Here is a 23979-nt window from a genome sequence, read left to right as displayed (position 1 = left end):
GCGAAATCCTATGGCAGAAAGAGTTGCAGCAAATCGTTGAGAAACAGCTGGCCCTTGGGCGTCGCCACCAGGCGTTGCGGGTCGACGACCAGCAGCCCACGGGCTTCGGCTTCGCGGCGGGCTTCGGCCAGGCGCTCCAAGGGCAAACCGGTGCGCTGAGTGAACAACAGCGCCGGCACGCCGTCGGTGAGGCGCAGCACATTCATCAGGAATTCGAAGGGCAGTTCCTCGGCCTGCAGCTGCTTTTCACCGGCGCGAAAGCGTTTGGCCGGGTCCAGATAGTCCTTGGGCAGGCGGGTTTTCCAGTTGCGCAGGATGTGGCCGTCGCCCCGGCTGATCTTGCCGTGGGCGCCCGCGCCGAGGCCGAGGAAGTCGCCGAAGGTCCAGTAGTTGAGGTTATGCCGCGCCTGGCGGCCGGGTTGGGCATAGGCCGAGGTTTCGTACTGGGCGTAGCCGTGTTCGGCGAGTAGCGCCTGACCGGCCTCCTGGATGTCCCAGAGGGTGTCGTCCTCGGGTAGTTGTGGCGGCCTGTTCCAGAATTCGGTGTTGGGCTCGACGGTGAGCTGATACCAGGACAGGTGTGTCGGTTGCTGGGCGATGGCGGTACGCAGGTCGCTCAGCGCATCGTCCAGGCTCTGCCCGGGCAGGCCGTGCATCAGGTCCAGGTTGAAGTTGTCGAAACCGGCGGCGCGAGCCATGTCGGCGGCGCGAATGGCCTCGTCGCCATCGTGGATGCGGCCCAGGGCCTTCAGCTTGGCTGGCTGGAAGCTCTGCACGCCGATGGACAGGCGATTGATGCCGAGGCGGCGGTAATCGCGGAATTTGGCCTGTTCGAAAGTGCCCGGGTTGGCTTCCAGAGTGATCTCGATGTCGTCGGCAAAGCCGACACGCTGCTCCAGCCCTTCGAGAATCCGGCCCAGTGCCTGGGCGGAAAACAGGCTGGGCGTGCCGCCACCGAAGAAAATCGAGCCGAGCCGGCGGCCCTGAACCTGATCGAAATCCTCGTCGAGATCGGCCAGCAGCGCCGCGACGTATTCATCTTCCGGCAGCTGCGGCCCGGCCGCATGGGAATTGAAGTCACAGTACGGGCACTTGCGCACACACCAGGGGATATGCACATAGGCCGCCAGAGGCGGCAGCTCCAAGCGGCAAGCTCCAAGCGGCAAGTTGCCCGAGTCGTCTTCGCTTGCAGCTTGTGGCTTGCAGCTTGCGGCTTTCATATCCCCAACCGCGCCTTGAGCAACGCCATGGCCCGGGCGCGGTGGCTGAGCTGGTTCTTGTCGGTGGGCGTCAGCTCGGCGCTGGAGCGGTCGCGCTCGGGCACCCAGAACAGCGGGTCGTAGCCGAAGCCCTGTTCGCCACGTGGCGCATGCAGGATGCGCCCGTGCCAGAGTCCTTCACAGATGATCGGCAGCGGGTCCTCGGCGTGGCGTACCAGCGCCAGGGCGCAGACGAACTGGGCGCCGCGCTCGGCGTCCGGTACGTCCTTCAGGACGTCCAGCAGCTTGGCGTTGTTCGCCGCATCGCCCTGGCCGTCGGCATAGCGCGCCGAGTAGATGCCCGGGGCGCCACCGAGATGATCGACCGCAAGGCCGGAATCGTCGGCCAGGGCCGGCAGGCCGGACACCCGCGCGGCGTTACGGGCTTTGAGGATGGCGTTCTCGATGAACGACAGGCCGGTTTCTTCCGGTTCCACATCGCTGAATTCACCCACCGAACGCACGCGTACGGCGTCGCCCAGCATGGCCTGGAGTTCCTTGAGCTTGCCGGCGTTGTGGCTGGCCAGCACCAGTTCTTTGAAAGGCATCATTCGTCCGGGAAGAATTCCTGAGTGAAGTTGAAGCTGACCGGCTCTTCGCCCATGGGCTGCACGGTCAGGTTGAAACGCAGCGTCTCGCGCGAATCGAAGGGGAACTGGGCCAGGTAGTAGATGGCTTCTTCGCCTTCCTTCAATTGCTTGAAGGTCAGCGGCCTATCCTGGCCCAGCAGGTTCTTGACGGTACCGCTGACCAGCGCCACCGTCGGTTTGCCCGCCTTGAGCACCGAAACGTTGACCACGCCCTGGGCCTTGCTGCGCACCAGGCCGGCGGCGGCCGCGATGTCCGGTTGCAGGAAGCCGGAGTTGAAGGCGATGTAGTGCACGTCGTATTCGCCGAAGCTGTGCTTGCGTTCGGCCCAGGCCGGCATCGTCAACAGCAGGGCCAGCAGGCAGATCAGACTGCGTTTCATGGTATTCCCTCCATCAGTGAAGCGGGTCATCTGTTCGGCCCGGTAACGCGGTAGATGCCGATTTCGCCGAGCAGGTTCGGCCACAGGCGGCTGCCCCAGCCATGTTTGTGATCGCGGTCGACCGCCAGGCGTTCGAGCACGCGCGCGCCGCGTTCCTGACACAGGCGCTCGAAATCCTCGAAGGTGCAAAAGTGGATGTTGGGCGTGTTGTACCAGGTGTATGGCAGGAACTCCGAGACCGGCATGCGACCCTTGCTCGCCAGGTACCAGCGGCAGCGCCAGTGGCCGAAGTTGGGGAAGGTGATGATGCACTCGCGGCCGACGCGCAGCATTTCCTTCATCAGCAGGTCGGGGTAGTGAACGGCCTGCAGCGCCTGGGTCATGACCACCATGTCGAAGCTGTCGCTGGCGAAGTTGCCCAGGCCCAGGTCCAGGTTCTGCTCGATGACGTTGACGCCTTTCTCGACGCAGGCGGCGATGTTGTCCGGGTCGATTTCCAGGCCGTAGCCGCTGACCTGCTTGTGCTCGCGCAGCCAGGCCAGCAGGTCGCCGTTGCCGCAGCCGAGGTCGAGTACCCGGCTGCCGGCGGGGATCCAGTCTTGGATGATTTCCAGATCGGCGCGCATGTCGATTCCTTATACGGCGATGCGGTTCATGTAACCGCGGAAGGCTTGCAGGTAGCGTGGGATCGGAATCAGGAACGCATCGTGGCCTTGCGGCGCGTCGATTTCCAGGTAGCTGACGTTCTTGCGGGCCGCCATCAGCGCGTTGACGATTTCCTGCGAACGCTCCGGCGAGAAGCGCCAGTCGGTGGTGAAGGAGATCACGCAGAAGTCGGCCTGGGCGGCTGCCAGCGTCGCGGCCAGGTCGTCCTCGTGGGCGGCGGCCGGGTCGAAGTAATCCAGCGCCTTGGTCATCAACAGGTAGGTATTGGCATCGAAACGGCTGGAAAACTCTTCGCCCTGGTAGCGCAGGTAGCTCTCGACCTGGAATTCCACGCTGTTGAAATCGTAATTGAGCTTCTCGCTCTTGAGACCGCGGCCGAACTTGGTGCCCATGGCGTCATCGGACAGGTAGGTGATGTGCCCCACCATGCGCGCCAGCATCAGCCCGCGCCGGGGGATCACGCCCTGCTCCTGGAAGTGTCCGCCGTGGAATTCGGGATCGGAGAGAATGGCCTGGCGCGCCACTTCGTTGAAGGCGATGTTCTGTGCCGAAAGCTTGGGTGCCGAGGCGATCGCCACGCAGTGACGAATCCGCTCGGGGTAGCTGATGCTCCACTGCAGCGCCTGCATGCCACCCAGGCTGCCGCCGACCACTGCGGCCCATTGCTCGATGCCCAGCACGTCGGCCAGGCGCGCCTGACTGTTGACCCAGTCCTCCACGGTCACCACCGGGAAATCGGCGCCGTAGGGCTTATTGGTTTGCGGATTGAGGCTGCTCGGCCCCGTCGAGCCATTGCAACCGCCGAGGTTGTTCAGGCTGACGACGAAGAAGCGGTTGGTGTCGATGGCCTTGCCCGGGCCGATGCACGAATCCCACCAGCCCGGCTTGCGGTCGTCCATGCTGTGGTAACCGGCGGCGTGGTGATGCCCCGAGAGGGCATGGCAGATCAGCACGGCATTGCTACGCGCGGCGTTCAGTTCGCCATAGGTTTCGTAGATCAGTTGGTAATCGGCCAAGGTACGGCCGCAAGCGAGCACCAATGGTTCGGCGAAATGCGCGATCTGCGGGCTCACCAGGCCAACGGAATCGGCTGGTATTTCAGTGGGCATCGAGCCAGGCTCTTGGAAAAAGGGAGCCGCAAAGTCTAAAGCTTCAGGCGCCTCAATTCATCTGTTGAATGCGCAGTAACGCGGCCCGCGACGAAACGGCAACCGATCCTAGCCATGACCGGCATTGCCGAGGCTGACCACCTTGCCCTGGCGGCGGATCGGTGCCGGTCGGCGCAATGCCCGCAACATCTCGGCCGCCTGTGCCAGTTGCTGTTCCAGCTCTCGGCCGTAGCGCCCCAGCAACTCGACGCGCTGGCTGTTCTGCCGGCTTTCCAGAGTGAGGCTCTTCAGGCGCAGCATGTGGGCTTCCAGTTGCTGCTTGTTCTCCAGGGCATGCTGTACCAGAGGCATCAGCGCATCATCGGACCACTGTTCGGCTTCCAGGCGCAGGCGTTGATGCAGGCTGATCACTTCCTGCACCAGGGTGGCGAAGAAGCGCCGGGTGAGGGTGCGCTGTTCGGTGAGCAGGGTCTTGAGCTGCAGGCGGAACTGATCGGCCTTGCGCTCGAGGTGCTTGAGTTCCTGCTGGTACGGCTGCAGGCGAAACGCCGGAATGTCCACCGCCTGCAGCGGGTTGTCCTCGTTGTGCCGGCGGTAGATGGCGGCCACCATCTTGTTGGCCAGGTTCGCCTCGTTCTCAAGTTGGCCGAGGTCTTGCTCCACGGCGCGGAAGAAGTGCAGGATGCTGAGGTTGATGCCCAGGGTCGTAAGGCTGCCGGTCAGGCTGCGGCGCAGGCGTGTCAGATGCTCTTCCAGGCGCTCGGCGCGAATGGCTTCGCGCAGCAATTCGCCTTGGCGTTGCAGCAGGCGCTGGTTGGTCTTGAGGTGCAGCAGACGCTTGTGGTGCTGGTTATGGTCGTGGCGGGTGCGCGCGGTCAGTTCGAGCAGCGTCTGGCCGCTGTCCTCGCGGCGACCCGCCAACAGCGTGCCCTGTTCGTGAACCTTTTCCAGACGCTGCCCGAGGATGCGCTGGCTGCTCTGCAGCAGTGTGACGACCTGCCCCAGCACCTGGCGTTCGATCAGCTGCTCCTTCTGCAGCAGAATGCGCTCGCACAGTAGTTTCTCCAGGCTGTCGAGCTGACTGCGCTCGAGCAGTGCCTGGTCGCCGCGGATCTTGCCGAGCAGTGCCTGCTTGGCCGACAGCGGCAGCACGTCCTGGCTGTCGATACCCAGTTGCTGCGCCGTGACGGCGCGCATTCGGGTGATGGCTTCCTGCACGAAGACCTCGCCGGCAACGTCGTCCCAGAGCACGTCGATCTTGTTCAGCACGGCGAACAGGCTGCTTCGGCCGTCGCCATCGAGCTGGCGAATGTGCTGCTGCCAGATGTCCATGTCGCTGGCGGTGACGCCCGCATCGGCCGAGAGCAGGAAGACGATCGCCTGGGCGCTGGGCAGCATCGACAGGGTGAGTTCCGGCTCGCTGCCCAGCGCATTGAGGCCGGGCGTATCGAGGATGCGCAACCCTTGGCGCAGCAGCGGATGATCGAAGTTGACCATGGCGTGCCGCCAGGCCGGCACCCTGACTTCGTTCGCGCTATCGACTTCTTCCAGCGCGTCCGGGTGGAAGCCCAGCTGAATCGCTAGCTCCACCGGCATCGATTTGGTCATGGCGACCTGGGCGAAGGCCTCGATCATGCTGTCCGGGTCACGGGTGTCCAGCGGCAGCTGCAGCCAGTGCCGCGGGGTGCGCTTGAGCTGCGCGATGCTGGCGTCTTCCAGACGGGTTTCGATCGGCAGCAGGCGAATGTACGAGCGTTCCGCGCGCGAGTCGAAGAAGAGCTCGGTCGGGCACATGGTGGTGCGCCCGGCCCGTGACGGCAGGATGCGTTGGCCGTATTCGGAAAAGAACAGGCTGTTAATCAGTTCGGTCTTGCCGCGGGAAAACTCGCCGACGAAGGCCAGGGTGATGTGGTCGGTGCGCAGCAGCTTCAGCGCGCGCTCGAGGCGCGCATCGACCGCTTCGGAAATGAGCTTGTTGTGCGCCAGCCAACTGCGATAACGGGTGATCTCGCGCACCAGGTCGCGCTTCCAGGCGACATAGGCATCCACCTGCCGTTCGAGTCGTTCCATGCTCATCCCTGTCCCGTCGTGTGTTGACGATGCTTTATCCGCGCCACCGCTGCCGGGGTCAATGCTCGCCGGCTCGGTTGCCGCCCAGCGGCCCGGAGAAGGGGCTGGACGGTCGCCTGGGTCAGATCAGCGTTCGCAGGATGTTGGGCATATGCGTCATGACCGCCAGGTTGTTGATCACCAGCATGTCCAGCAGCTTGATCGCCAGAAACGCGAAGATCGGCGAGATGTCCAGACCGCCCAGGTTCGGCAGCAGACGGCGGAACGGCGCCAGGACCGGTTCGCAGAGCTGACTGACCAGCTGCGCACCGGGGTTGTGGCTGCCCGGCGCGACCCAGGACAGGATCACGCTGATGATCAGCGCCCAGAAGAAGATGTTCAGGAACAGCCCGGTGATGCCGATGATGGCCCAGATCAGCAGTTGCAGCACGTTGCCGGTGCTGCCGTAGGCGAGCATCAGAATCGCCGCCATCAGCAGCATCTGCAGCAGCACGGCCAGCACCAGCGATGACAGATCAAGGCCGCCGACGCTGGGAATGAACCGCCGCAAGGGTCGCAGCAGCGGATGGGTGGCGCGCACGATGAACTGGCTCAGGGGGTTGTAGAAGTCCGCGCGCACCAGTTGCAGGATGAAGCGCAGCAGCACGATGAGCAGGTAGAGGCTGCCGAGCGTCTGAATGATCAGCAGCAGGGCTTGCGAGAGTTGGGTCATGAAGGCTCCTTGGTTTGTGCGAGTTCGGCCGAGCGCTGTGCGGCGGCATTAAGCGCCTGCTGCACCAGCGCCTCGAAGCCGCCCGCCTGGAAGGTTTTGATTGCCGCTTCGGTGGTTCCGTTCGGTGAGGTGACGCGTCGGCGCAATTCGGCGGCCTCGACGTCGCTTTCGCAGGCCATGCGCGCGGCGCCAAGGGCCGTCTGCAGGGTCAGGCGGGCGGCAATCTCGCGCGGCAGACCGAGCTGCTCGCCCGCAGCGGTCATGGCTTCGATCAGCAGGAAGAAATAGGCCGGGCCGCTGCCGGATACCGCGGTCACGGCGTCGATCAACTGCTCGTCATCCAGCCACAGCGCCAGACCGACCGCCGACAGCAGCTGCTCGGCCTGGGCCTTCTGTTCGGCGCTTACCCGGGCATTGGCGTAAAGGCCGCTGGCACCCTGGCCCAGCAGCGACGGGGTATTGGGCATGCAGCGCACGATGGCGCGCGGCTGCGGGCCGAGCCAGTGCTGCAGGCTGTCGCAACCGATGCCGGCTGCGATGGAGACGATCAGCGGTGCCTCGCCGAGGTGCTGGGCCAGGTCGCGGCACACGGTCTGCATCACCTGCGGCTTGACCGCCAGTACCACCACGTCGGCGCCAGCCAGCGCGTCGGCATTCCGAGCGAAGGCCTGGATGCCATGTTCGGTGCCGATCTTCCTGCGTTGTTCTTCGCCGGGGTCGCTGGCGCAGATGGCGTCGGCAGGCGTGCCTCGGGCGCGCAGCCCGCCAATCAGGCTGGCGGCCATGTTGCCGCCGCCGATGAAGGCGATTCGGGGAGTGCTCATGGGTGGGTTCCTTTGATCATGCGCCGGGCTGGCCGGGGACTGTCTGCGAAGGATAGGCGCGGGCGCCGAACAGGGCGGTGCCGATGCGGACCCAGGTGGCGCCTTCGGCGATGGCGGCTTCCAGGTCCTGGCTCATGCCCATGGAAAGGGTGTCGAGTTCCAGAGCGAGCGCCTGTTGCAGCTGGCGCAAGCGGGCGAAGGCGGCGTGCTGTTCGGCGCGGTCGTCGGTGGGTTCGGGGATGGCCATCAGGCCGCGCAGGCGCAGATTGGGCAGAGTGGCGATGGTGCGGGCCAGTTCCGCGACGTCCTGTGGCGCGCAGCCGGACTTGCTCGCTTCACCGCTGACATTGACCTGCAGACAGACATTCAGTGGTGGCAGCTCGGTAGAGCGTTGCTCCGACAGGCGCTGGGCGATCTTCAGGCGATCCACCGAATGCACCCAGTCGAAATGCTCGGCGATTGCGCGGGTCTTGTTCGACTGAATGGGGCCGATGAAATGCCAGGTCAGGGCGAGGTCGGCGAGACGGGCCTGTTTCTCCAGGGCCTCCTGCAGATAGTTCTCGCCGAAATCGCTCAGGCCGGCGCCATTGGCTTCGCGAATGGCCTCGGCCGGCTGGGTCTTGCTGACCGCCAGCAGGCCGACCGTATCCGGATCGCGCCCCGCAGCTTGCGCCGCCTCACGGATGCGCGCTGCGACCTTTGCAATATTGTTCGCTATCGTGGACATTTACCTGCGCCCGCCACCTTAGGGTCTGCGCGGCATTCTACCTGCTTGCTTGTAATTGGGGAGTCCCATGGATATCACAGAACTGCTGGCCTTCAGCGCCAAGCAGGGTGCGTCGGACCTGCACCTTTCTTCCGGCCTGCCGCCGATGATCCGCGTCGACGGCGACGTGCGGCGGATCAATCTGCCGGCCATGGACCACAAGCAGGTACATGCGCTGATCTACGACATCATGAACGACAAGCAGCGCAAGGATTTCGAGGAGTTCCTCGAGACAGACTTCTCGTTCGAAGTGCCCGGCGTCGCCCGTTTCCGGGTCAACGCCTTCAACCAGAACCGCGGTGCCGGCGCGGTGTTCCGGACCATTCCCTCCAAGGTGCTGACCATGGAAGACCTGGGCATGGGCGAGGTCTTCCGCAAGATCACCGACGTGCCGCGCGGCCTGGTACTGGTCACCGGCCCGACCGGCTCGGGCAAGTCCACCACCCTGGCGGCGATGCTCGACTACCTGAACAACACCAAGTACCACCACATCCTCACCATCGAAGACCCGATCGAATTCGTCCACGAGTCGAAGAAGTGCCTGGTCAACCAGCGCGAGGTGCATCGCGACACCCTGGGCTTCTCCGAAGCGCTGCGTTCGGCGCTGCGCGAAGACCCGGACATCATCCTAGTAGGTGAGATGCGCGATCTGGAAACCATCCGCCTGGCGCTGACCGCCGCGGAGACCGGCCACCTGGTATTCGGCACCCTGCACACCACTTCCGCCGCCAAGACCATCGACCGCGTGGTCGACGTGTTCCCGGCCGAGGAGAAGTCCATGGTCCGCTCGATGCTCTCCGAATCGTTGCAGGCGGTGATTTCCCAGACGCTGCTGAAAAAGGTCGGCGGCGGTCGGGTGGCGGCCCACGAGATCATGATCGGCACCCCGGCGATTCGTAACCTGATCCGCGAGGACAAGGTGGCGCAGATGTATTCCTCGATCCAGACCGGTGGTTCGCTGGGCATGCAGACGCTCGACTCATGCCTCAAGGGCCTGCTCGCCAAGGGCCTGATCTCGCGTGACAGCGCCAAGGAAAAGGCCAAGCAGCCGGAAAACTTTTAACAACCGATAACTACCGGCGGCGCCCTCGAGTGGCTTCGCTAGGACTGCGAGTACGACGATGGAATTCGAGAAACTGTTGCGCCTGATGGTGGAAAAAGGCGGCTCCGACCTGTTCATTACTGCGGGCGTGCCACCCTCGATGAAGGTCAATGGCAAGATCCTGCCGGTGAACAAGACGCCGATGTCGCCGGAGATGACCCGCGAAACCGTGCATGGAGTGATGAACGAGCAGCAGCGCCGTGAGTTCACCGAGAACCACGAGTGCAACTTCGCCATCAGCGCCCGTGGCATCGGCCGCTTCCGTGTCAGCGCCTTCTATCAGCGCAACCTGGCGGGCATGGTGCTGCGGCGGATCGAAACCAATATCCCGACGATAGAAGACCTCAAGCTGCCGGACGTGCTGAAGAAGCTGGCCCTGACCAAGCGTGGTCTGGTGCTCTTCGTCGGCGCCACCGGTACCGGCAAGTCCACCTCGCTGGCGGCGATGATCGGCTATCGGAACAAGAACTCCAGCGGCCACATCATCTCCATCGAAGACCCCATCGAGTTCATCCATCAGCACCAGAACTGCATCGTCACCCAGCGCGAAGTGGGCATCGATACCGACTCGTTCGAGGTGGCCCTGAAGAACACCCTGCGCCAGGCGCCGGACGTAATCCTGATCGGCGAGGTGCGTACCCGCGAAACCATGGACCATGCCGTGGCCTTCGCCGAAACCGGCCACCTGTGCCTGGCCACGCTGCACGCCAACAACGCCAACCAGGCGCTGGACCGCATCATCAACTTCTTCCCCGCCGACCGGCAGAACCAGGTATGGATGGACCTGTCGCTCAACCTCAAGGCCATCGTCGCGCAGCAGCTGGTGCCGACTCCGGATGGCAAGGGCCGTCGTGCGGTCATCGAGGTGCTGATCAACACGCCACTGGCGGCCGACCTGATCCGCAAGGGCGAGGTGCACGAGCTCAAGGGCCTGATGAAGCGCTCCACCGATCTGGGCATGCAGACCTTCGACCAGGCGCTGTACAACCTCTATGTACAGGGCGAAATCACTTACGAGGACGCCTTGCTGCACGCCGACTCGTCCAACGACCTGCGCCTGATGATCAAGCTGGGCTCGGAAACCGATGGCGAGCATCTCACCAGCGTCTCCCAAGGCCTGACTCTGGAAATGAGCGACGACGACCCTGGGCGCAGTTTCCGCTGACAGGCCGCTGAACAACGAAGTCTTGCCAACGCAGGTCGTTTTCCAACAGCCCGTTAATTGCCCTGGTGGGCCATGCCGATGCGCTTGCCTGGCCGCTGGGCGACGCGCTCGGCCTGGCCATTCTGCTGCGCGCCGGCACGGGCGCGGCTCATCAGCTGGCCAATCAGTGGCCCTTCCGGCAGGTTCTTCCAGAAGCGCACCGGCAGATTGCTCTGCATCACCTGCCGATTCAGCCGGGCGGGGTTGAAGGTGCTTTCGTAATAGGTCTTCCACAACTCGGCGCCTGGATCCTGCGCGCCTTGGGCCAGTTGCCGCCAGGCAGGTGGGCAGGGGCTGGCGTAGTGCATCGCCCGCCCATCCCAGAGCACCGCGTCATCCGGTGTTGCGATCAGCCAGGAATGCAGACCCATGCGTTCGGCGAAGTGTGGTGCGGCGCTGAGCAGGATGTCATGGGCAGGCTCGAACCAGGCCAGGTAATCCGGCGCATCGCTCGCCTCCGACGGGCTGAAACGCAGAAAGGCGTGCAGATGGTGCGCTTCGCGGCGTACCGCCTTGATTCGCAAGTGCAGCTCGCTGCCATCGACATCGCCCACTAGACAGGCCGTTCGCTCGCCTTCGACGACGCGCCAGAGAATGCGATAGAGCAGCGCCCAGCGATCATCGCTGCGAAAGCGCGCAGCCATCTCCAGTTCGGCCAGCAACTGCTTCGGGATACGTATGGGGCGCGGCGGATTACCAGGCTCGGGCAGGTCCGCGCATTGCGTGAACAGGCTGCTTGGGGCGTCGCCGTTCAGCCATTCGACCTGATGGGGCTCGACGCCCGCTGCAAGCAGATCGCGCGCGAGCGGGCGCCATTCATCGAAACGGCCATCGAAGCGCACCTGGTGCATCACCACAGCGCCATCTGCCGGGGACCTTCGCCGAGTCGCTGGCGCAGGGCCGTGGAATCCTGGAGGGCCAGACGCGGGCGATAGTCCTGGGTAATGACGAAGGGCTTGGCTTTCTCCAGCGAACAGCGAAGGCGTGTGAGGTCCTCGAAGCGGATGCGCTTTTGACGACGCAGGGCAACCAGGCGCTTGGCACTGAGAATACCGATGCCGGGGACCCGTGCGATCAGCGAAGGCTCGGCACGGTTCAGATCGACCGGAAAGTGCTCGCGATTGGACAGCGCCCAGGCGAGCTTGGGATCGATGTCCAGCGGCAGGTTGCCTGGTCCGGCAAGCAGTTCGCCGGCACGGAAACCATAGCCACGCATGAGAAAGTCGGCCTGGTACAGGCGATGCTCGCGCAGCAGTGGCGGCGCTTCGAAGGGGACGGTCTTGGGGCTGTGCGGAATCGGGCTGAACGCCGAGTAATAGACGCGACGCAGGTGGAAGTCGCCATAGAGCGACTGGGCGGTGTGGAGAATGGTGCTGTCGTCCGTGGCGTCGGCGCCGACGATCATCTGCGTACTCTGTCCGGCAGGGGCGAAGCGTGGCGCTCGCTTCTCGGCCTGCGCTTCGGTTTCGCCAAGGTGGATCGCATGCATCGCCTGCTTGATGGAGACGACCTGCTTCTCCGGCGCGAGACGGATCAGGCTGCTCTCGGTAGGCAGCTCGATGTTGACGCTGAGCCGATCAGCGTAGCGGCCGGCCTCGGCGATCAGCAGCGGGTCGGCGCCCGGGATGGTCTTCAGGTGGATGTAGCCGCGGAACTCGTGCTCCTCGCGCAGCAGCCTGGCCACGCGGTTCAGCTGCTCCATGGTGTAATCGGCCGAGCGGATGATGCCGGAGCTCAGGAACAGGCCGCTGATGCAGTTGCGGCGATAGAAGTCCAGCGTCAGCGTCACCACTTCTTCCGGGGTGAAGCGCGCGCGAGGCACGTCGCTGGAGCGGCGGTTCACGCAGTACTGGCAGTCGTACAGGCAGAAGTTGGTCAGCAGGATTTTCAGCAGGGCCACGCAGCGGCCGTCGGGCGTGAAGCTGTGGCAGATGCCCATGCCGTCGGTGGCGCCAAGCCCGCTGCGGCCCTTGGAGCTGCGCTTCGGCGCGCCGCTGCTGGCGCAGGAAACATCATATTTTGCAGCGTCGGCCAGGACGCTGAGTTTGTCGATCAATTGCATGAGGCAGGTGTCGTGATACTGTTCGTACATACAGTATCACGATGGTTGCATCCGGCAACCTCCGCTCGGCAGAGGGTTCGAACGACGCGAATCGGATAAGCTCGACGTGCCCGGCAGGCTCCGATGCCTGCCACCAGACAGCGAGGTTCAGATGCGGCAGAACACACACAGCACCCTGATCGGCTATCTCCTGTGGATATTCGGCTTTCTCGGCTCTCACCGCTTCTATTACGGCAAGCCGGTGACCGGCACCATCTGGTTCTTCACCCTCGGCCTGTTGTTCGTCGGCTGGATCATCGATCTGTTCCTGATCCCGTCGATGGACCGCGAGGCCGACATGCGCTTCCAGCCCGGCCCCATCGACTACACCCTTGCCTGGATCCTGCTGACCTTTCTCGGCGTGTTCGGCGTGCACCGGATGTATCAGGGCAAATGGATCACCGGGATTCTCTACCTGTGCACGGGCGGGCTGTTCTTCGTTGGCGTGCTGTACGATTTCTGGACGCTGAACGACCAGGTTTCGGTGCGTAACGTCGAAAAGAGCCGGTAGGGACGCGGTAGGCCGGAGGAGAATCGAGCCTCCGGCCGTCAGCCTCAGGCCTGGTAGCTGACCCTGCCGTCGACGAAGGTGTAGCGCACCATGCCCGGCAGGCAGTGCCCGATGAAGGGGCAGTTGCGGCCTTTCGAATACCAGGTCTCGCCCGCGAGCGTCGAACGCTTGGGATCGAACAGCAGGATGTCCGCCGGCAGGTCCTCGGCCAGACGGCCGGCCGGTAGCCGCAGGGCGGCGGCCGGGCCGCTGCTCAGGCGCGCGATGAGCGTCGGCAGATCGAGCAGGCCATCCTCGACCAGCGTCATGGCCAGCGGCAGTAGCAGCTCCGCGCTGCTGATTCCGGGCTCGGTCTCCGCGAACGGTGCGAGCTTGGCGTCCACCTCGTGGGGCTGATGGTGGCTGGAAATGGCCGAGATCACACCGCTCTTCACTGCCGCGCGCAAGCCTTCGCGGTCCGCCGCGCTGCGCAGCGGCGGTTGCACGTGATACAGGCTGGAGAAGCCGTGCAGCGCCTCGTCGGTCAGGATCAGCTGGTACATCGCCACATCGGCCGTGACCGGCAGTCCGCGTGCCTGCGCCTCGGCGATCATCTGTGCGCCGCGCGCCGTGGTCAGCTGGCTGAAATGCGCACGCACGCCGGATTGCTCCACCAGCAGCAGGTCGCGGGCCAGGGCGACGGTTTCGGCCGTTTCGGGAATCCCCGCCAGGCCGAGGAAGGCCGCCGCCGGACCTTCATGGGCGATGCCGCCTTCGGCCAGATCGCGATCCAGGGGGTGGATGATCACGGTGAGGTCGAAGGTGGCCGCATACTCCAGCGCGCGCCGCAGGCTGCGGTGGTCGGCGAAGTTCGCCAGGCCGTTGCCGAACGCCACGCAGCCGGCCTCGCGTAAGGCCACCAGTTCGGCCAGCTGCTCGCCGGCCAGGCCGCGAGTGAGGGCGCCGATGGGGAATACCTTGGCATGGCCGGACTCGCGCGCGCGGTCGAGTATCAGGTCGGCCACCGCCGCGGTATCCAGCACCGGGCGGGTCTGTGGTGGGCAGCACAGGCTGGTGATGCCACCGGCGGTGGCGGCCAGGGTTTCGCTGCTGATATTGCCCTTGCGGCTGTAGCCCGGCTCGCGCAGGGCGACGGACAGGTCGACGAGACCGGGCGCGGCGACCAGCCCCTGAGCCTGGATGCTCTGCTGCGCGGTGAAGCCTGCCGGCGCCTGGCCGATGGCGAGAATCTTGCCATCCGCGCAATAGATGTCGGTGACTTCGTCACGGCCGCTGGCCGGGTCGATCAGGCGCGCGCCGAGAATTTCAATGGGCATCAGTTCTGCTCCTCGGCGGCATATTCGTTTTCAAGCTGGCGCTGCGCGGTCTGGCCGCTCATGGTCATGGAGAGCACCGCCATGCGCACGGCGATGCCATAGGTCACCTGATTGAGGATCACCGACTGCACGCCGTCGGCTACCGCCGACTCGATCTCGACGCCGCGGTTGATCGGTCCCGGATGCATGACGATCGCATCCGGTTTGGCCAGCGCCATGCGCTGGGTGGTCAACCCGTAGAGCCGGTAGAACTCGCCTTCGCTGGGCAGCAGGCCGCCCTGCATGCGCTCGCGCTGCAGGCGCAGCATGATCACCACGTCGACGTCACGCAGCCCTTCGTCCATGTCGTGGTAAACGCTCACCCCGTACTGCTCCAGTCCGACCGGAAGCAGGGTTTTCGGGCCGATCACACGGATGTCGGGGCAGCCCAGGGTCTTCAGCGCCAGCATGTTCGAGCGGGCCACCCGCGAATGCAGGATATCGCCGACGATGGCCACCGAAAGCTTTTCGAATTCACCCTTGTGGCGACGAATGGTGAGCATATCGAGCATGCCCTGGGTCGGGTGCGCATGACGCCCGTCGCCGCCGTTGATCACGGCGACCTCGGGACACACGTGCTCGGCGATGAAGTGCGCGGCACCCGAGTCGGCGTGACGTACCACGAACATGTCCGCCGCCATGGCTTCGAGGTTGCGCAGGGTGTCGGTGAGGGTTTCGCCCTTGCTGGTCGAGGAGGTCGATACGTTGAGGGTGATGACGTCCGCCGACAAGCGCTTGGCAGCCAGTTCGAAGGTGGTGCGGGTGCGGGTCGAGTTCTCGAAGAACACGTTGCACACCGTCTTGCCACGGAGCAGCGGCACCTTCTTGACCGCCCTGGCGCCGACTTCGAGGAAGGAGTCGGCGGTGTCGAGGATTTCCGTCAGCAGTTCGCGGGACAATCCATCCAGGGACAGAAAGTGGCGCAACTGACCGATGTCGTTCAGCTGTAGCGGGCGCTTGGCGTCGGTGGGCGTCATCGCGGGTTCTCAGTTGGCGGAAGCGAGGGTCTGGTATTCGAGGCCGAGCGGAGCGGGGCCGAGCAATTTTACCCGCTGCTCGGGCGGCAAAGACAAGGTGGCGCCTACCACGTCGGGGCGGATGGGCAGCTCGCGGGCGTTGAGATCGAGCAGACAGACCAGGGTGACGCTGGCCGGCCGGCCGTAATCGAAAAGCTCGTTGAGGGCGGCGCGAACGGTGCGTCCGCTCATCAGCACGTCGTCGATCAGCACCAGGTGCTGGCCCTCGATCTCGAACGGCAGTTCGGAGGGGCGAACCTGGGGATGCAGCCCGTTCTGGGTGAAGTCGTCACGGTAGAAGGACACGTCCAGGATGCCGAGCGCTTCCTCCTGGCCACGTGCCTCGAGCAAGGCCTGGGCGACCCAGACGCCGCCAGTGCGAATGCCGATGAAGCGCGGCTCGCTGATCGAGCGGTTGGTCAGGTGCTGGTTCAGCGCGGCGAGCATCTCCGGCAACAGCTGTTCGGGGTTTGGCAGTGTCATGGTTACTCCTTGGCGGGCCCGATCAGGGCGCCGGGTGTTCGTTCAGCCAGCCTTCCAGCAGCAGCGCGGCGGCCAGGGCATCGACGGGACGCTCCCGGTAGCCGCCCGTCTGGCCCTGGCGCAGGCGCTGCCCCTTGGCCTCGTATGTAGTCAGGCGTTCGTCGTGAGTGTGTACCGGCAGGTTGAAACGACCATTCAGGCGGCGCGCGAACTTTTCCGCGCGCGCGCTCATCTCGCTGGGGCTGCCATCCATGTTCAACGGCAAGCCGACCACCAGTGCATCGGGCTGCCACTCGCGCAACAGGGCCTCGATCCGGCCCCAGTCCGGCACGCCGTCGCGGGCCTTCAGCGTGCAGAGCTCACGCGCCTGGCCCGTGATCATCTGGCCCACCGCGACACCGATCTGTCGGGTGCCGTAATCGAAACCGAGCAACAGTCGCGGTGTGCTCATGCGTGGCCGACCTGGCTGCTGAGCTGGCTGAGCTGGATGCCTAGCGAGGCCGCCGCGGCGTCCAGGCGCTGATCAGGTGGCAGGTCGAAAAGGATCTGCGGCTGCGCGGGACAGCTCAGCCAGGCATTCTGCGCAAGCTCCGCTTCCAGCTGTCCGGCACCCCAGCCGGCATAGCCGAGGGCGATGAGGTGCCGTGCCGGGCCCTGGCCGTCGGCGATGGCGAACAGCACGTCCTGGGAGGTAGTCATGCCCAGCTCTCCGAGCGCCAGGGTGGCCTGGAAGTGATGGTCGGCAGGGTGCAGCACGAAGCCCCGGTCGGTTTGTACCGGGCCGCCGGCATAGACAAGGGCGGCCTGATAAGGCGGTGCCGTCGGGCTGTCAGGGCGCAGTTGCTCCATGATGTCGGCCAGGTTCAGCCCGCTCGGGCGATTGATCACCAGGCCCATGGCGCCGTCCTGATTGTGCTCGACCAGGTAGATCAACGCCTGGGCGAAACGCGGATCGGCCATGTGCGGCATGGCGATCAGGAAATGGTGCTTGAGAGAGGCGGTCGTGGAGGTCTTCATGCGGCTAGTTTCGTGGTTCGGCGCGGCCGCTTCAAGCTTCACGAAGCCGCGGCAGGCGACCGCATTCGAATCACGAGGAAAAGCAGCGAGTACCTGGTGGGAATCCGGCGTCGGTCGCCCTGCTCGCTACTATTGGCTCGACAGCGTGTCGCCGCGCTCGAAGCGCCAGGTGCGAATGATTTCGACCTGGTCGTAGTTCCGGGCCAGCTCGCCACTGAAGGGTGCGAAGGGGGCGGACAGTCTGACGATGCGCATGGCGGCTTCGTCGAGCACCGGGCGGCCGGACGACTCGAGAACGCGCAGCTCCTCGACGGTGCCATCGCTCTTGACGATGACCAGCATCCGCAGGCTGCCATAGATCCGCTGGCGCCGGGCTTCGTCGGGGTAATTGAGGTTGCCGATACGCTCGACTTTCTTGCGCCATTCGTCGCGGTACCAGGCGCTGATGTCGCGCATGGTGGCGGCGGTGTTCTGGCGGCTGACGCGGGGACGCTTGGCGTATTCCTGGCGATCCTTGGACAGCTGCGCTTCGAGGCTGGCGATTTCCGCGCTCAGCTGTGAGCTGTCGAAGACCGGTGCCGGTTGCGTCTGTGGTTGCGGCTTGTTCTTCTGCGGCTTGTCGGGGGTCTTGTCTGGTTGCGGTTTGCGCGTGGCAACCGCGGTTTTCGGGGTCTCGACCGGATTGCTCGGCGGAGGCGAGGCGGCGGGGGTCACCTTGCGGATCTGGGTGTCCTGGAACGGAGCCTGCTCGGTGGTCTTCGGCGACGCCTTGTGCTCCAGGGTGCCGCTGCCCTGCTGATTGTCCTGGGCGATGAAGTCCGCTTCCTTGGGTTTCTCCTCGCTCTTGAAGGTCGACAGGGTGATTTCCAGGGTCTTGCTGAGCTGGCTGGGTTCGTTCAGCGTGAAACCGATGCCGAGAATCAGAGCAGCGTGCACCACGGCGGCGATGAACAGCGTGAAGCCCAGCCGGTCCGCCGGGCGGACGCCAGGGTTGGCGGAGATAGGTGGACGGGTGGCAGCGTTCATCGCATTACAGGTCGGGTCGGAATGCGCGCAGTCTGCCGGCTTTGCGCTTCAGGTCGCAAGCGATGAGCTCAAAGCTGTTAGCTGGATCATAAAAGCAGCTTGAAGCCGGAGGCTCCAAGCTGCAGGGGCGAGGCGCGCAGTCGTTACGGCTTCAGCTTCTCGGCGATCGCATCCATCAGTCGCTCGCCGATGCGGGTATCGAAGGCATTGTCGATTTCGCGGATACAGGTCGGGCTGGTGATGTTGATTTCGGTGAGGTAGTCGCCGATCACGTCCAGGCCCACGAATAGCAGCCCGCGCTTGCGCAATTCGGGGCCGACGATGGTCGCGATCTCTCTGTCGCGGTCGGACAGCGGCTGCGCCACTCCGCGCCCGCCGGCAGCCAGATTGCCACGGGTTTCGCCTGCGGCGGGGATGCGCGCCAGGCAGTAGGGGATCGGTTCGCCGTCGATCATCAGGATGCGCTTGTCGCCATCCTTGATCGCGGGAATGTAGCGCTGCGCCATGATCTGGCGGGCGCCGTGCTCGGTCAGCGTCTCGAGAATAACCGAGAGGTTGGGGTCGCCCTCGCGGTGGCGGAAGATCGAGGCGCCGCCCATCTCGTCCAGCGGTTTGAGAATGACGTCACGCTGCTCCCGGGCGAACTCGCGGAGAATGTCGGCGCGCCGACTGACCAGTGTCGGCGGCGTGCATTGCGGAAACTGCGTGGCAAAGAATTTTTCGTTGCAATCGCGAAGGCTCTGCGGTCGGTTGACGATCAGCGCTCCGGCGCGCTCGGCCATCTCGAGCAGATAGGTGGTATAGACGTACTCGCCGTTGAAGGGTGGGTCCTTGCGCATCAGGATCACATCGAGCTCGCCCAGGGGCGCGTCGATTTCCTCGCCGGCGTCGTACCAATGCTGCGGATCGTCGAATACCTGAAGGGCACGCATCCGCGCGCGGGCTTCACCGCCGATCTGGTACAGGTCGCGCTGCTCCATGTAGAAGAGCGTCCAGCCGCGGGCCTGGGCAGCCAGCAGCATGGCGAGGGAGCTGTCCTTCTTGAAGGCGATCTGCGCGATAGGGTCCATGATGATCCCGACGCGAACGGTCATATTGAGGTCTCCGACGGTTGATGCAGAACGAAGCTGCAGGCTGAGAAAAGTCGAGGCAGATTGGCGGCGGTTGTGCGCTGGGTCAAGGAAAATCCCGCTGCTTTTGCGGTTGATGGCTTGCGAAACAGGAGTGTGCTAAAAAGGTCCGGCGATTGGGTGCAGCCCATCGGTGGCAGGGCCTTCGGCTCACCGGCATAACGATAAACTACGACTCACCGAGGCGATGGTAGGGCGAAATGGAACAGCACTCCGAGGGCTTGAAGGTCATGGTGATCGACGATTCGAAAACGATTCGTCGGACCGCCGAGACGCTATTGAAGAAAGTGGGTTGTGACGTCATCACGGCAGTCGACGGTTTCGATGCGCTCGCCAAGATAGCGGACACTCACCCCCGTATCATCTTCGTCGATATCATGATGCCTCGGCTGGATGGTTATCAGACCTGTGCGCTGATCAAGAACAACAGTTCCTTCAAGTCGACGCCGGTAATCATGCTGTCGTCCAAGGATGGTCTGTTCGACAAGGCCAAGGGCCGCATCGTGGGATCCGACCAGTACCTGACCAAACCGTTCAGCAAAGAAGAGTTGCTCGGTGCAATCAAGGCGCATGTGCCTGATTTCGCACCGGTAGAGCAAATATCCTGAAGTTCGGCCCTGTGTGCCGTTGAAGCCTTTCCCCTGGAGAAATCATGGCTCGCGTTCTGATTGTTGATGACTCGCCGACTGAAATGTACAAGCTGACCGCCATGCTGGAGAAGCACGGTCATGTCGTCCTCAAGGCCGAGAATGGCGCTGACGGTGTAGCGATCGCCCGCCAGGAAAAGCCCGACGCGGTGCTGATGGATATCGTCATGCCGGGGCTGAACGGTTTTCAGGCGACCCGCCAACTGACCAAAGATGCGGAAACCAGTCACATTCCGGTAATCATTGTGACCACCAAGGATCAGGAAACCGATAAGGTCTGGGGCAAGCGACAAGGTGCCAAGGACTACCTGACCAAGCCGGTGGATGAAGCCACCTTGCTGAAGACCCTTAACGCCGTACTGGCGGGCTGAGGCTGACGCTTCGGTAATCTGGACAAGGGATATGGCCGGCATGTCGGACACGCAAACGCCGTTTCAGCAGCTGCTGGATATTGATAGCCGATGCCGGGCATTGGCGGCTGGCTTGCCATCGCAGCAGGAAGCCGTGCAGATGTGGGCCGGTATCGGCTTTCGCATGGGGGGGCGGCTGTTCGTCGCGCCGATGGGGGAAGTCGGTGAGATCTTGCACGAGCCGCGATACACCCTGCTTCCGGGCGTGAAAGGCTGGGTGAAAGGTGTGGCGAACGTGCGTGGCAGGTTGCTGCCGATCATGGATCTGTGTGGCTACTTCGGTCTGGAGCTTTCGCCGTTACGTAAGCAACGGCGCGTGCTGGTAGTCGATCACCAGGAGGTGTTCGCCGGGCTGACGGTCGATGAAGTATTCGGCATGCAGCACTTCGCGGTGGAAGCTTTCTCCGAGCAGTTGCCGCCCGTGGAGGCCTCCATCCAGCCATTCATACATGGGGTGTTCCAGCGTGAGCAGCCCTGGCTGGTGTTCAGTCCTCATGCGTTGGCGTCGCATCAGGCGTTTCTCGACGTTGCTTATTGATGTAGGTGGGGCTGGCTGATGCCGGCCTTTTGGTTCTTGAAGGAAAAGGTTGGGGCGGTCCAGGCGGGGGCCAGACAATGAAAAAAATGAATGCAAATGCACTATTGACCGGGATGCGTAGCAATACGCTGATCGCTGGGCTGTTCATCGTCTTGCTCGTCTCGATGGTGCTGCTGTTTGCAAACTTCGCATACGTCAGTACGCAGGCCGATTACGACAACGAATACATCGGCCACGCGGGTGAGCTGCGGGTTCTGTCGCAGCGCATCGCGAAGGACGCCGTGGAAGCGGCCGCCGGTACCGGCGGGGCGTTCGCTTCGTTGAAAACTGCGCGGGACGAGTTCAGTCAACGCTGGGCCTATCTCTCCCAGGGCGATGCGTCGATCGGCCTGCCTGCCGTGCCGGATTCGCTACAGGCTGAGGTGAGTGCCGTACAGCAGGACTGGGATACGCTGCGGCAGAACACCGATGCGATCCTCGCCAGCGAGCAGACCGTGCTTTCCCTGCACCAGGTAGCGACCACGCTTGCCGAAACCATTCCGCAACTGCAGGTCGAGTACGAGGAAGTCGTCGACATTCTGCTGGAGAGTTCGGCGCCGGCGGTGCAGGTTTCCGTGGCGCAGCGTCAGTCCTTGCTGGCGGAACGTATTCTCGGTTCGGTCAACAAGGTACTTTCCGGTGATCAGGACTCGGTACAGGCTGCCGACATGTTCGGTCGTGATGCCAGTCTGTTCGGCCGGGTTCTGCGTGCCATGCAGGAAGGCAACGAGGCCATGGGCATCTCTCGCGTGAGCGACGAGGAAGCGCTGGATCGTTTGACCGCGATCTCCGAGCTGTTCCAGTTCGTGTCCGGCTCGGTGGATGAGATTCTCGAAACCTCGCCCGAGCTGTTCCAGGTGCGTGAATCCTCCAACAGTATCTTCGAAGTTTCGCAGACACTGCTGGACAAGACGTCCGCGCTGACACAGGGGCTGCAGGCTCGTGCCGATGCGCGTTACCTGAATACCCTGCTGGGCTATGTGCTCGGCGCCCTGGCCCTGGCCTCGATCGTTCTCATCGGTGTGGTCATGGTCCGTGAAACGCGAACCCGCCTGAGCGAAACAGCCGAGAAGAACGAGCGTAACCAGACGGCCATTCTGCGTCTGCTCGACGAGATCGGTGACCTGGCCGACGGTGACCTGACCGTGGCCGCGACGGTAACCGAAGACTTCACCGGCGCCATCGCCGACTCGATCAACTACTCCATCGACCAACTGCGCGATCTCGTCGGCACCATCAACCAGACTGCGGTTCAGGTGTCCGGTGCGGCGCAGGAAACCCAGGCGACCGCCATGCATCTTGCCGAGGCGTCCGAGCATCAGGCGCAGGAAATTGCCGGAGCTTCGGCGGCAATCAACGAAATGGCCGTGTCGATCGACCAGGTATCGGCGAACGCCGCCGAATCCTCGGCGGTAGCGGAGCGTTCGGTAGCCATCGCCAACAAGGGCAACGAGGTGGTGCACAACACCATCACCGGCATGGACAACATTCGCGAGCAGATCCAGGACACCTCCAAGCGGATCAAGCGTCTCGGTGAATCGTCGCAGGAGATTGGTGACATCGTCAGCCTGATCAACGACATCGCCGACCAGACCAACATCCTGGCACTGAACGCGGCCATCCAGGCTTCCATGGCCGGCGACGCCGGACGAGGCTTCGCGGTGGTTGCCGACGAAGTCCAGCGCCTTGCTGAACGTTCGTCCGCGGCGACCAAGCAGATCGAGGCACTGGTCAAGACGATTCAGACCGATACCAACGAGGCGGTTATCTCGATGGAACAGACCACTTCGGAAGTGGTACGCGGCGCCCGCCTGGCACAGGATGCCGGTGTCGCCCTGGAAGAGATCGAGAAGGTATCCAAGAGCCTTGCGGCGTTGATTCAGAACATTTCCAACGCAGCCCGGCAGCAGGCCTCCTCGGCTGGCCACATTTCCAACACCATGAACGTCATTCAGGAGATCACCTCGCAGACCTCGTCGGGTACCACCGCCACCGCGCGGAGCATTGGTAACCTGGCGAAGATGGCCAACGAGATGCGTCACTCCGTATCCGGTTTCACCTTGCCGGAAGCTCAGGAGCAGGCCTGACTTGATAGTACGGCAGCTGGCGATGGCTGCCGTCAACGTTCATGAGTAAGGGGCAGGGCATGCAGCCAAGCGCCGACTGGGCACTGAAGCCCTTGGCCGATATGTCGCCGGCGGAATTCCATGAATGGCAGGCGCTGCTCGAGGAGCGTTCCGGTATGGTGGTTTCCGAGCAGCGCCGCGCTTTCCTGCAGGCCAATCTCAGCAGTCGCATGCGTGAGATCGGTGCGCCCGATTACGCGAGCTACTACCGGCAGGTCACCGCCGGGCCGCGCGGCTCGGTGGAGTGGTCCACCCTGATGGATCGCCTGACGGTGCAGGAAACACGCTTTTTCCGTCATCCGCCCTCGTTCGATTTGCTCAGTCGCTATCTGCGCCAGCGCCTCGATGTGGGTGAAATGCAGGCGCCCTGGTCGTTGTGGAGCGTTGGCTGTTCGAGCGGTCAGGAAACCTATTCGCTGGCCATTTGTGCGGCTGAAGCGCTGGCGGGTAGCAATCATGCGACGGCCTACGGCGTGACCGGGACGGATATCAGTCTCAGCGCCCTGAGCAAGTCGAGGGATGGCACATACAGTGGCAGCAAGCTGGAGCAGGTGGATGCGCAATTGCGCGAGCGTTATTTCCAGAAACTGCCGGAAGGCCAGTATCAGGTAGTGCCGAGTCTGGCGGCACGCGTTTGTTTTGCCAGGCTCAACGTATTGGAGCTGGGCAGTGCGCCAATGTCCGATATGGACGTCATTTTTTGCCAGAACCTGTTGATCTACTTCCGTCGCTGGCGCCGCCGCGAAATCCTCAATCGTCTGGCCGAGCGCCTGGCCCCAGGGGGATTGCTGGTTATCGGCGTCGGTGAGGTGGTGGGCTGGCAGCATCCGGATCTGATGCCGGTTGCTGATAGCCAGGTTCTGGCCTTTACCCGGAAAAGCTTATGAGCGGAGTCGCT

At 63.7% G+C, this 23979-nt stretch carries 26 protein-coding genes; 8 read left to right on the top strand and 18 right to left on the bottom strand.

Annotated elements, in window-relative coordinates:
• Positions 1 to 8: 8 nt before the first annotated feature.
• From hemW to EA795_RS03620, 9 genes are all read right to left on the bottom strand, one after another.
• Entirely contained in the window at positions 9 to 1220 is a 1212-nt protein-coding gene (gene hemW, locus EA795_RS03660) for a radical SAM family heme chaperone HemW (protein ID WP_240644982.1), read from the bottom strand.
• The gene (gene rdgB / locus EA795_RS03655; RefSeq protein ID WP_058078357.1) at positions 1217 to 1810 is read right to left on the bottom strand and encodes an RdgB/HAM1 family non-canonical purine NTP pyrophosphatase; all 594 of its coding nucleotides are present in this window, start codon (positions 1808 to 1810) and stop codon (positions 1217 to 1219) included. The genes hemW and rdgB overlap by 4 nt, the downstream gene beginning before the upstream one ends.
• The gene (locus EA795_RS03650; protein ID WP_058074446.1) at positions 1807 to 2229 is read right to left on the bottom strand and encodes a DUF4426 domain-containing protein; all 423 of its coding nucleotides are present in this window, start codon (positions 2227 to 2229) and stop codon (positions 1807 to 1809) included. Before EA795_RS03650 ends, rdgB begins: the two co-directional genes overlap by 4 nt.
• A 26-nt stretch (positions 2230 to 2255) precedes the next feature.
• On the bottom strand, positions 2256 to 2855 hold the full coding sequence (metW, locus tag EA795_RS03645; RefSeq protein ID WP_014851210.1) for a methionine biosynthesis protein MetW: 600 nt from the start codon (positions 2853 to 2855) through the stop codon (positions 2256 to 2258).
• A 9-nt stretch (positions 2856 to 2864) separates the two neighbouring features.
• Complete coding sequence (gene metX / locus EA795_RS03640; RefSeq protein ID WP_122075614.1) at positions 2865 to 4004, bottom strand: homoserine O-succinyltransferase MetX; 1140 nt, start codon at positions 4002 to 4004, stop codon at positions 2865 to 2867.
• 108 nt (positions 4005 to 4112) lie between these two features.
• Complete coding sequence (locus EA795_RS03635) at positions 4113 to 6080, bottom strand: dynamin family protein (protein WP_122075612.1); 1968 nt, start codon at positions 6078 to 6080, stop codon at positions 4113 to 4115.
• Between the two features lie 115 nt (positions 6081 to 6195).
• The gene (locus EA795_RS03630; RefSeq protein ID WP_058078353.1) at positions 6196 to 6786 is read right to left on the bottom strand and encodes a YggT family protein; all 591 of its coding nucleotides are present in this window, start codon (positions 6784 to 6786) and stop codon (positions 6196 to 6198) included.
• A complete protein-coding gene (proC, locus tag EA795_RS03625; RefSeq protein WP_122075610.1) occupies positions 6783 to 7610 on the bottom strand; it encodes a pyrroline-5-carboxylate reductase in 828 nt (275 codons plus the stop codon). The genes EA795_RS03630 and proC overlap by 4 nt, the downstream gene beginning before the upstream one ends.
• A gap of 16 nt (positions 7611 to 7626) precedes the next feature.
• Positions 7627 to 8337, bottom strand: coding sequence for a YggS family pyridoxal phosphate-dependent enzyme (locus EA795_RS03620; RefSeq protein ID WP_122075608.1), 711 nt, complete (start codon positions 8335 to 8337; stop codon positions 7627 to 7629).
• Positions 8338 to 8404: 67 nt separating this feature from the next.
• Between EA795_RS03620 and pilT the strand changes: the two genes are divergently transcribed.
• On the top strand, positions 8405 to 9439 hold the full coding sequence (pilT, locus tag EA795_RS03615) for a type IV pilus twitching motility protein PilT (protein ID WP_014851216.1): 1035 nt from the start codon (positions 8405 to 8407) through the stop codon (positions 9437 to 9439).
• 58 nt (positions 9440 to 9497) lie between these two features.
• On the top strand, positions 9498 to 10643 hold the full coding sequence (locus EA795_RS03610) for a PilT/PilU family type 4a pilus ATPase (protein WP_014851217.1): 1146 nt from the start codon (positions 9498 to 9500) through the stop codon (positions 10641 to 10643).
• A gap of 53 nt (positions 10644 to 10696) precedes the next feature.
• On the opposite strand, the gene EA795_RS03605 is transcribed toward EA795_RS03610, so the two are convergent.
• Together EA795_RS03605 and EA795_RS03600 are read right to left on the bottom strand one after the other, a co-directional pair.
• Positions 10697 to 11533 carry a TIGR03915 family putative DNA repair protein gene (locus tag EA795_RS03605; RefSeq protein WP_122075606.1) on the bottom strand — a complete coding sequence of 279 codons (837 nt, stop codon included), beginning with the start codon at positions 11531 to 11533 and terminating at the stop codon, positions 10697 to 10699.
• A complete protein-coding gene (locus EA795_RS03600; RefSeq protein WP_122075698.1) occupies positions 11533 to 12744 on the bottom strand; it encodes a putative DNA modification/repair radical SAM protein in 1212 nt (403 codons plus the stop codon). The genes EA795_RS03605 and EA795_RS03600 overlap by 1 nt, the downstream gene beginning before the upstream one ends.
• A gap of 151 nt (positions 12745 to 12895) precedes the next feature.
• Here EA795_RS03600 and EA795_RS03595 point away from each other — a divergent pair, with 151 nt between their 5' ends.
• Positions 12896 to 13294, top strand: coding sequence for an NINE protein (locus tag EA795_RS03595; RefSeq protein WP_058074439.1), 399 nt, complete (start codon positions 12896 to 12898; stop codon positions 13292 to 13294).
• Between the two features lie 44 nt (positions 13295 to 13338).
• Here EA795_RS03595 and EA795_RS03590 read toward each other — a convergent pair whose 3' ends face one another.
• The 7 genes from EA795_RS03590 to gshB all read right to left on the bottom strand — a co-directional run bounded on the left by EA795_RS03590 (position 13339) and on the right by gshB (position 19285).
• Positions 13339 to 14610 carry a dihydroorotase gene (locus tag EA795_RS03590; RefSeq protein ID WP_065985749.1) on the bottom strand — a complete coding sequence of 424 codons (1272 nt, stop codon included), beginning with the start codon at positions 14608 to 14610 and terminating at the stop codon, positions 13339 to 13341.
• Positions 14610 to 15626: an aspartate carbamoyltransferase catalytic subunit gene (locus EA795_RS03585; RefSeq protein ID WP_058074437.1), complete on the bottom strand. Its 1017-nt coding sequence runs from the start codon at positions 15624 to 15626 to the stop codon at positions 14610 to 14612. Before EA795_RS03585 ends, EA795_RS03590 begins: the two co-directional genes overlap by 1 nt.
• Before the next feature lie 9 nt (positions 15627 to 15635).
• Positions 15636 to 16148, bottom strand: coding sequence for a bifunctional pyr operon transcriptional regulator/uracil phosphoribosyltransferase PyrR (gene pyrR, locus EA795_RS03580; protein WP_014851223.1), 513 nt, complete (start codon positions 16146 to 16148; stop codon positions 15636 to 15638).
• A 22-nt stretch (positions 16149 to 16170) separates the two neighbouring features.
• Positions 16171 to 16599 (bottom strand): Holliday junction resolvase RuvX, encoded by a 429-nt coding sequence (gene ruvX / locus EA795_RS03575; RefSeq protein WP_122075604.1) that lies wholly within the window; start codon positions 16597 to 16599, stop codon positions 16171 to 16173.
• The gene (locus EA795_RS03570; RefSeq protein WP_122075602.1) at positions 16596 to 17165 is read right to left on the bottom strand and encodes a YqgE/AlgH family protein; all 570 of its coding nucleotides are present in this window, start codon (positions 17163 to 17165) and stop codon (positions 16596 to 16598) included. The genes ruvX and EA795_RS03570 overlap by 4 nt, the downstream gene beginning before the upstream one ends.
• A 129-nt stretch (positions 17166 to 17294) precedes the next feature.
• Positions 17295 to 18191 (bottom strand): energy transducer TonB, encoded by an 897-nt coding sequence (locus EA795_RS03565; RefSeq protein ID WP_058074434.1) that lies wholly within the window; start codon positions 18189 to 18191, stop codon positions 17295 to 17297.
• Between the two features lie 143 nt (positions 18192 to 18334).
• The gene (gene gshB / locus EA795_RS03560; protein WP_058074433.1) at positions 18335 to 19285 is read right to left on the bottom strand and encodes a glutathione synthase; all 951 of its coding nucleotides are present in this window, start codon (positions 19283 to 19285) and stop codon (positions 18335 to 18337) included.
• Positions 19286 to 19521: 236 nt separating this feature from the next.
• On the opposite strand from gshB, the gene pilG reads away from it, so the two are divergent.
• From pilG to EA795_RS03535, 5 genes are all read left to right on the top strand, one after another.
• Positions 19522 to 19929 (top strand): twitching motility response regulator PilG, encoded by a 408-nt coding sequence (pilG, locus tag EA795_RS03555; RefSeq protein WP_014851228.1) that lies wholly within the window; start codon positions 19522 to 19524, stop codon positions 19927 to 19929.
• A 44-nt stretch (positions 19930 to 19973) separates the two neighbouring features.
• Positions 19974 to 20339: a twitching motility response regulator PilH gene (gene pilH / locus EA795_RS03550; RefSeq protein WP_014851229.1), complete on the top strand. Its 366-nt coding sequence runs from the start codon at positions 19974 to 19976 to the stop codon at positions 20337 to 20339.
• Positions 20340 to 20379: 40 nt separating this feature from the next.
• Positions 20380 to 20916 carry a chemotaxis protein CheW gene (locus EA795_RS03545; protein ID WP_065985991.1) on the top strand — a complete coding sequence of 179 codons (537 nt, stop codon included), beginning with the start codon at positions 20380 to 20382 and terminating at the stop codon, positions 20914 to 20916.
• Between the two features lie 77 nt (positions 20917 to 20993).
• A complete protein-coding gene (locus EA795_RS03540) occupies positions 20994 to 23042 on the top strand; it encodes a methyl-accepting chemotaxis protein (RefSeq protein ID WP_014851231.1) in 2049 nt (682 codons plus the stop codon).
• A gap of 59 nt (positions 23043 to 23101) precedes the next feature.
• Positions 23102 to 23968 carry a protein-glutamate O-methyltransferase gene (locus tag EA795_RS03535; RefSeq protein WP_014851232.1) on the top strand — a complete coding sequence of 289 codons (867 nt, stop codon included), beginning with the start codon at positions 23102 to 23104 and terminating at the stop codon, positions 23966 to 23968.
• The last annotated feature ends 11 nt before the right edge of the window (positions 23969 to 23979 follow it).

It is taken from the genome of Stutzerimonas nitrititolerans, from assembly GCF_003696285.1.
Classification (GTDB): domain Bacteria; phylum Pseudomonadota; class Gammaproteobacteria; order Pseudomonadales; family Pseudomonadaceae; genus Stutzerimonas; species Stutzerimonas nitrititolerans.
Note: the sequence above shows the minus strand (reverse complement) of the source record. Positions and strands in the feature narration are given on the sequence as shown.